Genomic DNA, 14955 nt, shown 5'->3' on the forward strand with positions numbered 1-14955 from the left:
GAATTCTTAGAAAAAAAGTTTAGGCATTATAAAGGATTTTGACGTTTTCTTTTGACAACCAGCCCTGCAAATTCTGCAACAGGTCGTCATGGAGGACGACTTGCCAGTCATCGCCCAACATCAAGCTCACTTGCGCCGACTGGTTATGGTAGTCGACTTTAATCGGGCAGCGCTTCTGCTCTTCGCCTGCGTAGCGATATGGTGTCAGCACATTCATCAGGCGTTGCACATCAGAGCTGCCATTGCAGCTCAGCGTTAGCATTTGCGCAAAACGGTTACGGACTGCCGCTAAGTCATAGAGCTTTCTGGCGCTGACACGAATGCCCCCTGAGAACTCGTCATTGCTGATACGGCCTTCGACCACCAGCAATTGATCTTCTTTAATCCACGGCGCATGCTGCATCAGCAATTCTGAGCCAACGACCACATCGACGCGGCCCACGGCATCGTCAAGCGTCACAATCGCCATCTTGCCCCGTTGTGTCATCCGCACGCGCACGCCCATCACCACGCCCGCCAGCAGCTTGGGCTGGTCTTGCGGCGCGAGATCGCTGAGATTGCCTTTAATAAATGGCCCCAATTGCGATTTGTAGCTCAAGTAAGGGTGACCGCTGAGGTAAAAACCCAGCGCTACTTTCTCTTCCACCAAGGCCTGCTCGGGACTCCATGGCGGGATACCGGGCAGTGCGTGACGGGTTTCAACCACACCGCCAAACAGGCAGTCCTGCCCAGCGTGTGCAGCACTTTGCTCAGCCACACTAATTGCCGTATCCAACCCGGCCAGCAAGGCGGCACGGTTTGCCTCCAACTTATCAAAAGCGCCGGCACGAATCAGCGACTCGATCACACGCCGGTTCACTTTACGCAAATCCAGACGCTGACAAAAATCAAACAGATCCTTGAACGGTCCTTGTGCCTGACGTGAAGCCATGATCAACTCAATCGCGGCCAAGCCTGTACCTTTAATTGCGCCCAGCCCATATAACACTTGCTGCGCGCTCAGCGGCTTAAACTGGTACACACTGGCGTTGACATCCGGTGGCAACACTTCAACCTGATTCGCGCCGCAATCATCAAAAAACGTATGCACGTTGTCGGTGTTGTTCATGTCGGCCGACATGGTGGCGGCCAAAAATGCGGCCGGATAATGGGCCTTGAGATACGCGGTGTGATAGGCAACCAAGGCATAAGCAGCGGCGTGCGACTTGTTAAAACCATAACCAGCAAATTTTTCCAGCAAGTCAAACAAGTCGTTAGACTGCTGCAACGTTAGGCCATTTTTTTGTGCGCCTTCGTTAAAAATTTCGCGCTGCTGCACCATTTCTTCGGGCTTTTTCTTACCCATGGCGCGCCGCAGCAAGTCAGCGCCACCAAGACTATAGCCCGCCACCACCTGCGCGATCTGCATCACCTGCTCCTGATACACGGCGATACCGTAGGTTTCTTTCAGGATAGACTCAGTGGAGGCGTGCGGATATTCCACCCGCTGCGTCCCGTGTTTACGGCGACAGAAGTCAGGAATCAGGTCCATCGGGCCCGGGCGATACAAAGCAACCAGCGCAATAATATCTTCAAACAAGTCTGGCTTGGCCTGTTTGAGCATGTCCTTCATGCCACGCGATTCTAGCTGGAACACCGCTGTGGTATTGGCGGTTTTCAGTAGGTGGTAACTGCGTTTATCATCCAGCGGAATGGTTTCAAAACTCAGCGGCGGCAATTCTTCCTGCGCGCGCTGGGCATTGGCGTTTTCCAGCGCCATATTGAGGATAGTCAGCGTTCGCAAGCCCAAAAAGTCGAACTTGACCAGGCCGACGGCTTCCACGTCATCTTTGTCGTACTGGCTAACCAGGCTGTCACCATTGGGCTGGCAATAGACCGGCGAAAAATCAGAAATCTTACCAGGTGCAATCAACACGCCGCCAGCGTGCATGCCGATGTTACGCACCAGGCCTTCCAGGCGCAGCGCTAAAGAAAGTAATTCTGCGACCTCTTCCTCTTTTTCGCGTCGCTCTTGGAGTTGCGGCTCCTTTTCCAGCGCGCCTTCCAAGGTGATGCCCAATTCCATCGGAATCAGCTTGGCAATGCCATCCACGAAGTTAAACGGTAAATCCAGCACGCGGCCCACGTCACGAATCACCGCCTTCGCGGCCATGGTACCGAAGGTGGCGATCTGTGACACCGATGCCAAGCCATATTTATGCTTGACGTAATCGATGACGCGATCTCGTCCTTCCATACAGAAGTCAATATCAAAGTCGGGCATGGAGACCCGCTCAGGGTTTAAGAACCGCTCAAACAGCAGGTTGTATTTAAGCGGATCCAGGTCAGTAATGCCCAGGCTGTACGCCACCAGCGAGCCCGCACCAGACCCCCGCCCCGGCCCCACCGGCACACCGTTATTTTTGGCCCAGTTAATAAAATCCGCCACGATCAGAAAGTAGCCCGGGAACCCCATCTGCACAATAATGCCGCACTCGAATTGCAAGCGCTCTTCATATTCCTGACGCTTGGCTTCTCGCTGTTGCTCATCCGGATATAAATAGGCCAGGCGGTGCTCCAGGCCCAGTTTTGACTGTTCTACCAGGTACACATCCAGGCTTTCGCCGTTCGGCGTCGGAAAATCCGGCAAATAGTTTTTGCCGAGTGTGAGCATCAAGTTGCAGCGTTTGGCGATCTCTACTGAGTTTTGTAATGCCAGCGGCATATCAGCAAACAAGGCCTGCATCTCGGCCTGGCTTTTCACATACTGTGTGGCCACAAACTTGCGTGGACGGCGTTTATCTGCCAACACATAGCCCTCGGCAATGCAGGTGCGCGCTTCATGCGCCATGTAGTCATCTGCGGTTTGAAATTGCACCGGATGCGTCGCTACTACCGGTAGATCGAGCTGCTGTGCAAGCAGCACGGTCTGCTGGATTAATTGCTCCTGGGCATAGGCCTCTGGACTGCCCGCCGCGTGTACGCGCTGCACCTCAAGATAATAACGGCCGGCAAATACCTGTGCCCATTGCTGCGCATATTGCACGGCCATAGCCTGATTGCCCGCCTGCAAGGCCTGGCCAACATCACCTGCCGCGAACCCTGAGAGCACCAGCAAACCGGCATTTTTTTCTAGCAACCAGGCTGCTTTGATCTCTGCACGTTCACGGTACTGGTTTTCGAGATAAGCCCTAGAGAGTAATTCGCACAAATGGCGGTAACCTTGCGGGTTTTGCACCAGCAACAGCAAACGTTGTGGCTGATCGCGCTGTACGCTATTTTCAATCCAGACATCGCAACCCAGTATCGGCTTCAAGCCTTTGCCACGCGCGGCCTTATAGAACTTGACTGCGCCGAACAGGTTGGAGAGATCCGTCAGCGCAATGGCTGGCATGGCATCGTTTTTGGCGGCTTTGACATAGTCGTCAATGCGCACTGTGCCGTCCACAATGGAATACTCACTGTGACAGCGCAGATGAATAAATGCAGGTTGAATGGTGGGTATTTCAGGCGCTTCCATGGCCTTATTTTAACCGCCAACGCGGTTTTTTGTACCCATGACGGGTGCAAATAATCTGATTGACAGCGTTAAAAACCCAGATTCATCCACGCCAGCCATACTGGTTAACATGTGATAAAAAACTTAACCTGCAGTCGTTATGCTCTATGATGTCAGACGTTTTTGTGAATAGATCATCGATATGCCGAATGCCACTGCTTTACTGGACGACCCGATACTGGTTGAAGACGATTTGCCGGGCCTGGGGCAAACCTTACCCTTCTTTCAACTGGTCAACCACGACCTGGAAGACGTGTCATTGGAAGCGTTTCGCGGCCAGCGCAAAATCTTGCATTTTTTCCCTGGCATAGACACTGCCACCAGCGCCAACAGCGTCCGCACGCTGGACAGCCTGACAGCAAACTTACCCAACACGGTCATGCTGCATATTTCGCCAGACCTGCCCTTCACCATGACGCGTTTCTACGCGGCAGAAAACCTGTCTACTGGTATTCATCTCTCAACTATGCGTGGCCGCGACATGCTTAAAAACTATGGTGTGTTGATGATGACCAGCAAACTGGCGGGGTTGCCTGCACGCGTGCTGATGGTGGCCGACGAAAATGATCGCGTATTGCATGTCGAACTGGTCAAAGAATTAACCAGCGAACCAGACTATGCCGCCGCCCTGGCGGCACTGCAAAAGTGATTCCCTTACTTTTTATGTGGTTGATTGACATTGCCTGACACGTTAAAGTGTTCGTTTAATACTCATCAATCACGTTTTTGGAGAAGATTATGGCAAGCGTAACGCTTAAAGGTAACCCGGTCGCCGTTGGCGGTAAATTCTTGGCAGCAGGTGATGCTGCCCCAGCTTTTCAACTGGCAGATGCCAAACGCAACTTGGTTGGCTTGGATGCTTATGCTGGCAAGCGTAAAGTCCTCAACATTTTCCCTAGTATTGATACACCAACCTGCGCGACTTCAGTGCGCACCTTTAACAAAGAGGCCAGCAGCGTGAACAACACTGTTGTACTGTGTGTGTCTGCTGACTTGCCATTTGCACAAAGCCGTTTCTGCGGCGCAGAAGGCCTGGAAAACGTCGTCACCCTGTCTACTTTCCGTGATACGGCAAAATTTGCCACCGACTACGGTGTACTCATCACTGACAGCAGCCTGGCGGGCTTAACAGCACGTGCAGTGGTTGTGCTGGATGAAAACAATAAAGTGTTGCATAGCGAACTGGTAGGCGAGATTGCTGATGAGCCTAACTACGCGGCTGCATTGGCGGTATTGAAATAAGCAATTAGTAAGCAATAAAAAAGCCAGCAAATGCTGGCTTTTTTATTTAGCACAAAATGTGAGTTAAACGCGCTTGAACAACAGGCTGCCATTCGTGCCGCCGAAACCAAAGTTATTTTTCAGGGCATATTCAATCTGTAAATCACGTGCGGTATTCGCACAGTAATCCAGATCGCATTCTGGGTCCTGATTAAACAAGTTGATCGTCGGTGGTGAAATCTGGTTATAAATAGACAACACCGTAAAGACAGACTCCAAACCACCCGCACCACCCAATAAGTGCCCCGTCATAGACTTGGTAGAGTTCACTACCAGTTTATAAGCGTGATCTCCAAACGTGGCTTTAATCGCGTTGGTTTCATTGGTGTCACCCAACGGTGTCGACGTGCCATGCGCATTCATAAACTGCACCTGGTCAGGATTAACGCCTGCATTTTTCAGAGCGTTTACCATGGACCGGCGTGGACCATCCATATTTGGCGCGGTCATGTGATAGGCATCGGCACTTAAACCGTAACCAGCCACTTCAGCGTAAATTCTGGCACCACGGGCTTTGGCATGCTCATATTCTTCAAGCACCATCACGCCAGCACCTTCACCAATGACAAAGCCATCACGGTCTTTATCCCAGGGACGACTGGCGGTTGCCGGATCATCATTGCGATTAGACAAGGCTCTCGCAGAGGCAAAGCCACCCACGCTCAGTTCGGTGATCGCGGCTTCAGCGCCACCAGCCACCATCACGTCAGCATCACCGTATTCAATCATACGCGCAGCTTCACCAATGCTATGTGTGCCTGTGGTACAGGCCGTGACCACGGCGATATTCGGGCCTTTTAAGCCCAGCATGATCGACAGGTTGCCTGAAATCATATTGATAATGGTGCCAGGGATAAAGAATGGCGAAATCTTGCGAGGGCCACCTTCATCATAACTGTCGTTTGTGGACTCGATCAGGCCTAAACCACCAATGCCGGAGCCGATGGTGACGCCGATGCGCTCTGCATTGGCGTCAGTCACCTCCAGGCCGGAGTCGCGGAAGGCTTCCAACCCAGCGGCCAAGCCATACTGGATAAACGTATCCATACGACGGGCATCTTTGGCTGGAATAAAGTCTTCCGCGTTAAAGCCTTTCACTTCGCCTGCAATTTGCGAAGCGAATGGTGTGGGGTCAAATTTGGTGATGCGGGTAATGCCTGATTGACCAGCAACCAGATTGTCCCAAGCGGTTTGGGTACCAATCCCTACTGGAGACACCACGCCCAAGCCAGTTACTACTACTCTGCGTTTCGTCATAATATAGAAATCAGCCCTCTTGCGAGGGCTGATTGAAGAATGAAGTCAATGAATTACTTGAGGTTTGCGTTGACGTAATCAATCGCTTGCTGCACGGTTGTGATTTTTTCTGCTTCGTCGTCAGGAATTTCGCAATCGAATTCTTCTTCCAAAGCCATCACCAATTCTACGGTGTCCAGAGAATCTGCACCCAGATCATCCACGAAAGATGATGTGTTTTTAACGTCAGCTTCGTTTGCACCTAATTGTTCACAAACGATTTTCTTTACGCGTTGTTCGATGTCGGACATCTAAAATACCCCTTTGTTGATAAGTGTCATGTTCAGTAAACCGATATTCTAGCAAAACTTGCCCAGAATACCAAAGAAACTCTGTATTAAGCGCAATACATGCCGCCATTAACGTGGATGGTTTCACCTGTAATGTAGGCTGCGGCAGACGACGCCAGGAAAGCAACCGTGGCCGCAATTTCATCCACCTGGCCTAAACGGCCTACCGCAATGCGTTCCAGCATTTTGGCTTTGATCTCTTCTGGCAGCTCGGCAGTCATATCGGTTTCAATAAAGCCTGGCGCCACACAGTTCACCGTGATGCCACGGCTACCCACCTCTTGCGCCATCGATTTGGTAAAACCCGTCATACCAGCCTTGGCCGCCGCATAGTTAACTTGCCCAGCATTGCCCATATGGCCGACCACGCTAGAAATATTAATGATGCGACCTTGGCGCGCTTTCATCATCGGACGCAATACTGCCTGGCTCATGCGGAAAACCGACTTGAGATTAGTATTTAATACCGCATCCCAATCTTCATCTTTCATGCGCATCAACAAGGTATCTTTAGTAATGCCTGCATTGTTGACTAGGATGGAGACTTCACCATACTGTTCAGCAATCTGCTTTAAAACCGCTTCGATTTGCTCTGGCTGCGTCACATCCAGCGCTAGACCCACGCCGTTCACACCAGCGGCTTTCAAATGCGCAGTAATCGCCTCTGCGCCACTGGCGGAAGTGGCCGTCCCCACGACAAAAGCACCTTGTTTACCCAAGGCTTGCGCAATGGCAGCTCCAATCCCGCGGCTTGCGCCAGTCACCAATGCTACTTGCTGATTCGACATCATTATTCCCCTTGTTGTGCAACAAATGCTTGCACAGATTCATCATTCACCAGTGCGACACAGGTCATGTCGGCCACGATGCGCTTGGCTAAACCAGCCAGCACCTTGCCTGGACCACACTCTGCCGCAGCTAACACGTCTTGTGCGGCTAACTGCTGCACCGTCTCTACCCAGCGTACCGGGTTGTGCAATTGACGCACCAAAGCGTCTTTAATTTGCGCCGCATCGCTATACGCAGCCACATCGGCATTGTGTAACACTGGCACCACAGGCGCTTGCACGTCCACGTTCTGCAGGTATTCGCGCAACTTTTCGGCAGCAGGCTTCATCAAGTCACAGTGTGACGGCACGCTCACAGGCAACGGCAAGGCACGTTTAGCGCCTTTGGCTTTAGCTAACTCCATGCCCCGCTCAACAGCCGCCTTGTCACCTGCGATGACCACTTGACCTGGTGAGTTAAAGTTCACCGCCTGCACCACCTGGCCCTGCGCGGCTTCGGCGCACACGGCACGAACAGTCTCGTCATCCAGCCCTAAAATCGCAGCCATGGCGCCCTGACCTTCAGGCACCGCTTGCTGCATGACCTGGGCACGGAACTTGACCAGTGGTAACGCATCTGCAAATGAAATCGCATTGGCCGCTACCAGTGCGGTATATTCACCCAGACTGTGACCCGCCATCGCCGTTGGCAACTGGCCGCCCAGCGCCTGGTAAACACGCCAGGTAGCAACCCCTGCAGTGAGCATGATAGGCTGTGTGTTTTCGGTCAGGTTAATTTCATCGTTGGCCTCTGTCGCCATTTTCCAGAAATCGACACCCAACACCGCTGAGGCTTCATCAAAGGTTTGTTTAATAATGGCGTGGGCCTCAAGCCCCTGCATCATACCCACGGACTGTGAGCCCTGGCCTGGAAAGAAAAAAGCAAATGTAGACATAATTTTTGATCACGTATTGACTAAAACAATATGCAGGCCATCATTTATATGACGCCTGCACACAAAAAACTTCACGGCCGGGTATCAAGTAACGACTTAATACTTCACCAATGCAGAACCCCAGGTAAAGCCGCCACCAAACGCCTCCATCAGCAACAGATGCCCGCGCTGAATACGGCCATCACGCACCGCGGTGTCTAGCGCCAACGGAATAGAAGCCGCAGAAGTATTGCCATGCTGGTCCACGGTGACCACCACCTTCTCCATCGGCATATCCAACTTTTTGGCGGTGGCTTGCAAAATGCGGATATTGGCCTGATGCGGCACCAGCCAGTCGATGTCAGACTTTTGCATCTGGTTCGCAGCCAAGGTTTCATCCACAATCTGGTCCAGCGTATTGACCGCCATTTTAAACACAGCATTGCCTTCCATCACCACGGTGTCCGGGCCATCCTCTTTGCGCGGCACATGCAGATAGGTTTCATAATTGCCATCGGCATGGATATGAGTAGAGAGCACGCCAGGTTCTTCGCTGGCTTGTAAGATCACGGCCCCTGCGCCATCGCCCCACAAAATGCAATTGCTGCGGTCGCTGTAGTCGGTGATACGGGTAAAGGTATCGGCACCAATCACAAGCACATTGCGATATTGACCAGACTTGATAAATTGATGGGCAGTGGTCAACGCATACACAAAGCCGCTACAAACCGCTTGTATGTCAAACGCCGGGCAACCGCTAATGCCTAATTTGCGTTGCACCATAGTCGCTACACTCGGAAAAATCTTGTCCGGTGTGGTCGTTGCCACAATAATGAGGTCGATATCCTGCGCCTGAATGCCAGCGGCTTCGATGGCATGACGTGCGGCCTCGGTAGCCAGATCACTGGTGCGTTCATCCGTGACACGATGTCGCTGCTTAATACCGGTTCTGGCAAAGATCCACTCATCCGTGGTATCAACCATCTTTTCCAGTTCGGCGTTGGTTAAAATAGTGGGCGGCAGATAACTGCCAGTGCCTGCGATTCGTGCGTTAATCATTCGTACGATTATGCCTTAATTGGGTCAAATTAGCTAACTGAATGGGGCTCAGGAAGGCTCGGATGTGGTCAGGTGCTCGATCTCAAGCTGTGCCTGAATACGCTTTAACACGCCGCTCTGCGCCTCTTCCATCGCCACATGAATGGCATGATAAAAACCGACGCTATCCGCCCCACCATGGCTCTTCACGACAATGCCACGCAAGCCCAGAAAACTGGCGCCATTATAACGACGCGGATCCAGACGCTTTTTAAAAGCTTTTAATACCGGAAAAGCGCCCAGCGCCATGAGCTTAGTCAACCAGTTGCGCTTGAATTCCTGGGTCAAGAACTTGCCCATCATATGCGCCAAACCCTCAGTGGTTTTGAGCGCCACATTACCAACAAAGCCATCACACACCACCACATCGGTCGTGCCCTTGAAAATATCATCGCCTTCAACATTGCCGTAAAAATTCAAATGGCTGCCACGCAGCAATTCAGCTGCCTGCTTGGCCACTTCATTGCCTTTGATATCTTCAGAGCCAATATTGAGCAGGCCAACCGTAGGGTTAGGTTTATTGCTGATACAACTCACCACCATCGCACCCATAATGGCAAACTGATAGAGGTGTTCCGGCGTACAGTCAGCGTTAGCGCCCAAGTCGAGCATAAATGTGCTGCCATTTTCAGAAGGCAAGGTCGAGGCAATCGCCGGACGGTCGATCCCAGGCAAGGTTTTCAGCACAAAGCGCGCGGTCGCCATTAAGGCGCCGGTATTACCGGCGCTCACACAGGCTTGCGCCTCACCAGTTTTGACCATATTAATCGCCACGCGCATAGAAGAATCTTTTTTATTCTTCATTGCGCTTTGTGGCGATTCATCCATCAGCACCACTTCACTGGCGTGATGCACACGCAAACGCGGACCGGGTTGGACGTGTAAAGCTTTCAATTCCGCTTCAACCGCGTCTTGCAAGCCCACTAGAATAATATTGAGATTAGGATTTTCGTTCAAAATACGCACTGCCGCAGGCACCGTCACATGTGGACCGTGATCTCCCCCCATGGCATCAATGGCAATCACTACTTCTTGTGAATGCGCGTGTTGACCAGTTGTCATGTTATTTCCCAAATTTACCTTTCTGAAACTGCTTTGCTATCGAACCTCAGCAGCTTGCATTAGAAAAGTAGAGGCTTACGCCAGATACACAAACGCCGCGCATTTTACTGCGCGGCGTGTTTTAAAGCTTGACGCTTTAATGCAGCGATTATTCGCCTTTTGCTGGCATCACTTTACGGCCACGGTAAAAACCGTTTGGGCTCACGTGATGACGCAAATGTACTTCACCAGTCGTTGGCTCAATTGCCAAAGGTGGGTTAGTCAAAAAGTCGTGGGAGCGGTGCATACCACGCTTGGACGGTGTCTTTTTGTTTTGCTGAACTGCCATTTAAATACTCCAAAATCAAACCGCCGCACCTCAGAGAATGAAGTTAAAGGGCAGTTGTAAATAAACTTAGAATGCTACCTAATCCGCAATTATAAAATATTCCAGAGACAACTGCAAATAAATCCTGCAAATATCGCTTTTAATTTGGTTTTTTGCATGTGCATGTTTGCAAACAAGTCCTACTTATCCAGCTTTAACTGCTTGAGCGCCGCAAAAGGATTAGGCTTTTCACCGGCAGATTGCTGCAAACTGACACACGCGTCCTCATGCATGACCGCAATCGGCAAGGCCATCAGCAACTCATCCTCAACCAGTGACTCTATGGTGGTTTCTCCATCTTCTTCCAGCCAATCAACCTGCTCATCTTCAAGCAACGCTTCTGGCGGTTCATCGCACAGTGCAAATTCAAATTGCAAATCCAGCGTCTGCGGCAGTGGCGCAAAACAGCGCTGACACACCAACGGCAAGTCAGACTGCACATCCAATGACAACATCGGCAAAGCAGTCTCACTAAAAAAACGAGACGGCAACCCCTGTAACTGATAATGCACGCGCAATGCAGACAAAGCAGCGGCATCGGATACGCCCAGGGCCAGCAATGCCTCACGCAAGCGCGGCAAGGATGAAAGCGTTAACTCACCTTCTGTGTCTTTCTGCTGCCGGGCCAGCTCCTCAAATCGCGTCATAAGCAACCAAAACTCTTAATAAACAATCTTCACACTATAACAAACTCAGCCTCTCTTGACGACCTGCGGCATGCCAGCCACAGCCAAAAATGACGCCCTACTTTTTAAGACCACGGTTTGTTGTTATAATGATGTCGCATCACGCGGCGCTCTTTTCATGAGCGCGCTCATGGTGCCGGTTTGCATAATCGGCCATCCGTTCAGACGGCCTTATTGCTGCAAAACCACAACCAAATCAACTCAAAGCGTTTTAAATACAAGTAGTTGCTAATTAAATAAACGGTTGAGTTACTAAAAGACTCTGTCCTTTTTTCTTGCTTTAAGGGTAATGTGTGTTTAAGAAAATTTTAGTCGCGAATCGCGGTGAAATTGCGGTACGCATTGTGCGCGCCTGCTCGGAAATGGGTATCAAATCTGTGGCCATTTACGCGGATGCTGACCGTCATGCCTTACATGTTAAAAAGGCTGACGAAGCTTACAACATTGGTTCTGACCCAGTCGCAGGCTACCTGAACGCACACAATATAGTGAATATCGCGGTGGCTGCCGGCTGTGATGCCTTGCACCCTGGCTATGGCTTTTTGTCTGAAAATCCAGAGTTGGCCGAAGTTTGTTCCCGTCGCGGCATCAAGTTCATCGGCCCTGAAGCCGACGTCATTCGCCAGATGGGTGACAAGATTCAGGCGCGTAACGCCATGATCAATGCCGGTATCCCTTGTGTGCCAGGCAGTGATGGCAACCTAGAGTCCCTAGAAGCCGCCGTGGTATTGGCCAATAAAATTGGCTATCCGGTGATGCTGAAAGCCACTAACGGTGGTGGTGGTCGCGGTATTCGCCGTTGCGATAGCGAAAAAGAGTTGTTAAGCAACTATGACCGTGTCATTTCTGAAGCCAGCAAAGCCTTTGGTAAACCAGAAGTCTTCCTCGAAAAATGCGTGGTCCATCCGCGCCATATCGAAGTGCAGATTCTGGCCGATGCACATGGCAACGTGATCCATCTGTTTGAGCGCGATTGTTCTATCCAGCGCCGCAACCAGAAGCTGATTGAAATCGCTCCTTCACCACAACTTTCCCAAGCACAGCGTGACTATATTGGTGGCCTGGGTGTCAAGGCAGCTAAAGCGGTTGGCTATGAAAATGCGGGCACAGTCGAATTTTTACTCGACTCCGACAACAATTTTTACTTCATGGAAATGAACACCCGCTTGCAGGTGGAACATACCGTGACTGAAACCATTACTGGCGTTGATATCGTCCAGCAGCAGATTCGCGTCGCGGCTGGCCTGCCATTGCAATACAAGCAAAGCGAAATCGCCTTCCGTGGCTTTGCGATGGAATACCGTATCAATGCTGAAGATCCGCAAAAAGACTTTTTGCCCAGCTTTGGTAAGATTACACGCTACTACGCGCCGGGTGGCCCTGGCGTTCGTATGGACGCGGCCATTTACAGCGGCTATGTGATTCCACCTTACTACGACTCCATGTGTGCCAAGCTCACTGTTTGGGCATTGGACTGGGAGGGTGTGATTGAGCGCGGTCGCCGTGCGCTGAATGACATGGTAGTTTATGGCGTCAAAACAACGATTCCTTACTACCAGCAGATCATGTTACACCCTGACTTTAGGGCGGCTGACTTCAACACCAGCTTTGTAGAGCAACACCCGGAGCTGACCGAGTATGACGTCGGACTCCCAAAAGAACTGATGGCCGCAGCGATCGCTGCCGCGATTGCAGCCCACGAAGGCATTTGATTAACCGTATTGCAGATATTAATTAGATCGATAAGATTATGAGCAAAATACATGTCACCGAACTCGTTTTAAGAGATGGCCATCAATCCCTGATCGCGACGCGCATGCGTACCGAAGATATGCTGCCGATTGCCAGCAAACTGGATGAAATTGGTTTCTGGTCACTGGAAGCCTGGGGCGGTGCCACCTTTGACGCCTGCGTGCGCTTTTTGAAAGAAGACCCTTGGGAGCGCCTGCGCAGCCTGCGTAAGGCTTTGCCTAATACGCCGATCAATATGCTGTTGCGCGGCCAGAACTTGCTAGGCTACCGTCATTATTCAGACGATGTGGTGCATGCGTTTGTGAAACAAGCCGCAGACACAGGCGTCGATGTCTTCCGCATTTTTGATGCGATGAACGACATCCGCAACCTGAAAACAGCGATTGAAGCCGTTAAATCAGTGAAAAAACACGCCATCGGCACCTTATCTTTCACTACCAGTCCTGTGCATAACGTGGCTTACTTCGTCAATATGGCGAAAGAGCTCGAAGCGCTGGGCTGCGACAGCATCGGCGTGAAAGACATGGCTGGTTTGCTGACGCCGACCATGGCGGGTGAACTGGTTAAAGCATTAAAAGCCGCGGTGAGCTTGCCTATCCACATGCATAGCCACGCCACTTCAGGCTTGGCCAGCATGGTCATGCTCAAAAGCGTGGAAAACGGTGTTGATATTATCGACACCTGTAACTCCTCATTCTCTGAAGGCGCGAGCCATCCAACCACCGAGAGCCTGGTTGCCGCTTTAAAAGGCACTGAGTACGACACCGGCCTCGACTTAGGCAAACTGCAGGAAATCACTGCCTACTTTAAAGAAGTACGCAAAAAATACTGGCAGTTTGAGAGCGAGTTCACCGGTGTGGATACGCGCGTGCTGGTTAACCAGGTTCCGGGTGGCATGATTTCCAATCTGTCTAACCAGTTAAAAGAACAAGGCGCGCTCAACCGTATGGATGAAGTGCTGGCCGAAATTCCTCGCGTACGCCAGGACTTGGGCTATCCTCCGTTGGTGACACCAACCTCACAAATCGTCGGCACCCAGGCGGTGTTAAACGTGTTGACCGGTGGCCGTTACAAGTCCATCACCAACGAAGTGAAAAACTACCTGTTGGGTCAATATGGTAAAGCGCCAGCGGCGGTGAATGCAGACGTACGTAAGCAGGCGGTTGGCGATGCTGAAGTGATTACCTGCCGCCCGGCTGATTTGTTGCAACCAGAAATGGTCAGATTGCAGTCTGAGGCCGAGCGTTTTGCCAACAACGAACAAGACGTACTCACATACGCTATGTTCCCGGATATTGGCCAAACCTTCTTGCAGGAGCGCAATGCGGGCTCGTTGAAACCAGAGCCTTTGTTGAGCAAAGATGCAGTCACGCAACAAACGGCTGCGGCCCGCTACGCGCCTAATGAGTTCAATATCACACTGCACGGTGAAACCTATCATATCAAACTGACTGGTAGCGGCCATGCCGGTGAAGAGCGCAAGCCATATTACGTCAAAGTGGATGGCATCTCAGAAGAAGTGTTTGTAGAAACACTCAACGAGATGGAAGTCAGCGGCGGCGGTAATAATGGCGCAAGTGGTGGCAAGAAAAAAGCGGCTGTTGCCGCCAGTGGTCGCCCGCGCCCTAGCCACCCAGGTTGTGTGACCACGGCCATGCCAGGCACTATCGTGACCGTCAAAGTCAATGTCGGTGACAAAGTGAATGCAGGCGATGGTGTGCTGGTCATTGAAGCCATGAAAATGGAAAACGAAATCCAGGCCAGTAAATCAGGCACCGTAGTGGCTATCCATGTTGCCAAAGGTGATAATGTCACTCCAGACGAATCACTGATTGAAATTCAACCGGAATAATGCAGATAGACAAAAATCCCTGAAGCAATTC

13 protein-coding genes are annotated in these 14955 nt (G+C 51.3%); 4 read left to right on the forward strand and 9 right to left on the reverse strand.

The features are described from left to right. Positions 1–19: 19 nt before the first annotated feature. On the reverse strand, positions 20–3499 hold the full coding sequence (gene dnaE, locus E6Q52_RS00395) for a DNA polymerase III subunit alpha (RefSeq protein ID WP_292817259.1): 3480 nt from the start codon (positions 3497–3499) through the stop codon (positions 20–22). 181 nt (positions 3500–3680) lie between these two features. Here dnaE and tpx (E6Q52_RS00400) point away from each other — a divergent pair, with 181 nt between their 5' ends. Both tpx (E6Q52_RS00400) and tpx (E6Q52_RS00405) read left to right on the forward strand, forming a co-directional pair. Beyond that, positions 3681–4187 carry a thiol peroxidase gene (tpx, locus tag E6Q52_RS00400; RefSeq protein WP_292817261.1) on the forward strand — a complete coding sequence of 169 codons (507 nt, stop codon included), beginning with the start codon at positions 3681–3683 and terminating at the stop codon, positions 4185–4187. Between the two features lie 89 nt (positions 4188–4276). Next, the gene (gene tpx, locus E6Q52_RS00405) at positions 4277–4780 is read left to right on the forward strand and encodes a thiol peroxidase (protein WP_292817263.1); all 504 of its coding nucleotides are present in this window, start codon (positions 4277–4279) and stop codon (positions 4778–4780) included. Between the two features lie 63 nt (positions 4781–4843). Here the strand turns inward: tpx (E6Q52_RS00405) and fabF are convergent, their stop codons facing one another. The 8 genes from fabF to E6Q52_RS00445 form a co-directional block, all read right to left on the reverse strand. Beyond that, positions 4844–6076, reverse strand: coding sequence for a beta-ketoacyl-ACP synthase II (fabF, locus tag E6Q52_RS00410; RefSeq protein WP_292817265.1), 1233 nt, complete (start codon positions 6074–6076; stop codon positions 4844–4846). 53 nt (positions 6077–6129) lie between these two features. Next, positions 6130–6366: an acyl carrier protein gene (acpP, locus tag E6Q52_RS00415; RefSeq protein WP_019882196.1), complete on the reverse strand. Its 237-nt coding sequence runs from the start codon at positions 6364–6366 to the stop codon at positions 6130–6132. A gap of 86 nt (positions 6367–6452) precedes the next feature. Beyond that, positions 6453–7193, reverse strand: a complete 741-nt coding sequence (gene fabG / locus E6Q52_RS00420) for a 3-oxoacyl-ACP reductase FabG (protein WP_292817267.1) — start codon at positions 7191–7193, stop codon at positions 6453–6455. A 2-nt stretch (positions 7194–7195) separates the two neighbouring features. Continuing rightward, a complete protein-coding gene (fabD, locus tag E6Q52_RS00425; RefSeq protein WP_292817269.1) occupies positions 7196–8128 on the reverse strand; it encodes an ACP S-malonyltransferase in 933 nt (310 codons plus the stop codon). Between the two features lie 96 nt (positions 8129–8224). Beyond that, positions 8225–9166 (reverse strand): beta-ketoacyl-ACP synthase III, encoded by a 942-nt coding sequence (locus E6Q52_RS00430; protein WP_292817271.1) that lies wholly within the window; start codon positions 9164–9166, stop codon positions 8225–8227. Between the two features lie 48 nt (positions 9167–9214). Next, the gene (plsX, locus tag E6Q52_RS00435; protein ID WP_292817273.1) at positions 9215–10267 is read right to left on the reverse strand and encodes a phosphate acyltransferase PlsX; all 1053 of its coding nucleotides are present in this window, start codon (positions 10265–10267) and stop codon (positions 9215–9217) included. Between the two features lie 148 nt (positions 10268–10415). Continuing rightward, positions 10416–10595, reverse strand: a complete 180-nt coding sequence (gene rpmF / locus E6Q52_RS00440) for a 50S ribosomal protein L32 (RefSeq protein ID WP_018985326.1) — start codon at positions 10593–10595, stop codon at positions 10416–10418. Between the two features lie 179 nt (positions 10596–10774). Then, positions 10775–11281, reverse strand: coding sequence for a YceD family protein (locus E6Q52_RS00445; protein WP_292817275.1), 507 nt, complete (start codon positions 11279–11281; stop codon positions 10775–10777). Between the two features lie 332 nt (positions 11282–11613). Here E6Q52_RS00445 and E6Q52_RS00450 point away from each other — a divergent pair, with 332 nt between their 5' ends. Together E6Q52_RS00450 and oadA are read left to right on the forward strand one after the other, a co-directional pair. Beyond that, positions 11614–13032, forward strand: coding sequence for an acetyl-CoA carboxylase biotin carboxylase subunit (locus E6Q52_RS00450; RefSeq protein WP_292817277.1), 1419 nt, complete (start codon positions 11614–11616; stop codon positions 13030–13032). A gap of 38 nt (positions 13033–13070) precedes the next feature. Then, positions 13071–14924 carry a sodium-extruding oxaloacetate decarboxylase subunit alpha gene (gene oadA / locus E6Q52_RS00455; protein WP_292817279.1) on the forward strand — a complete coding sequence of 618 codons (1854 nt, stop codon included), beginning with the start codon at positions 13071–13073 and terminating at the stop codon, positions 14922–14924. Positions 14925–14955 lie beyond the last annotated feature (31 nt).

The sequence above is a fragment of the Methylophilus sp. genome (assembly GCF_008015755.1).
In the GTDB taxonomy this organism is placed as follows: Bacteria; Pseudomonadota; Gammaproteobacteria; order Burkholderiales; family Methylophilaceae; genus Methylophilus.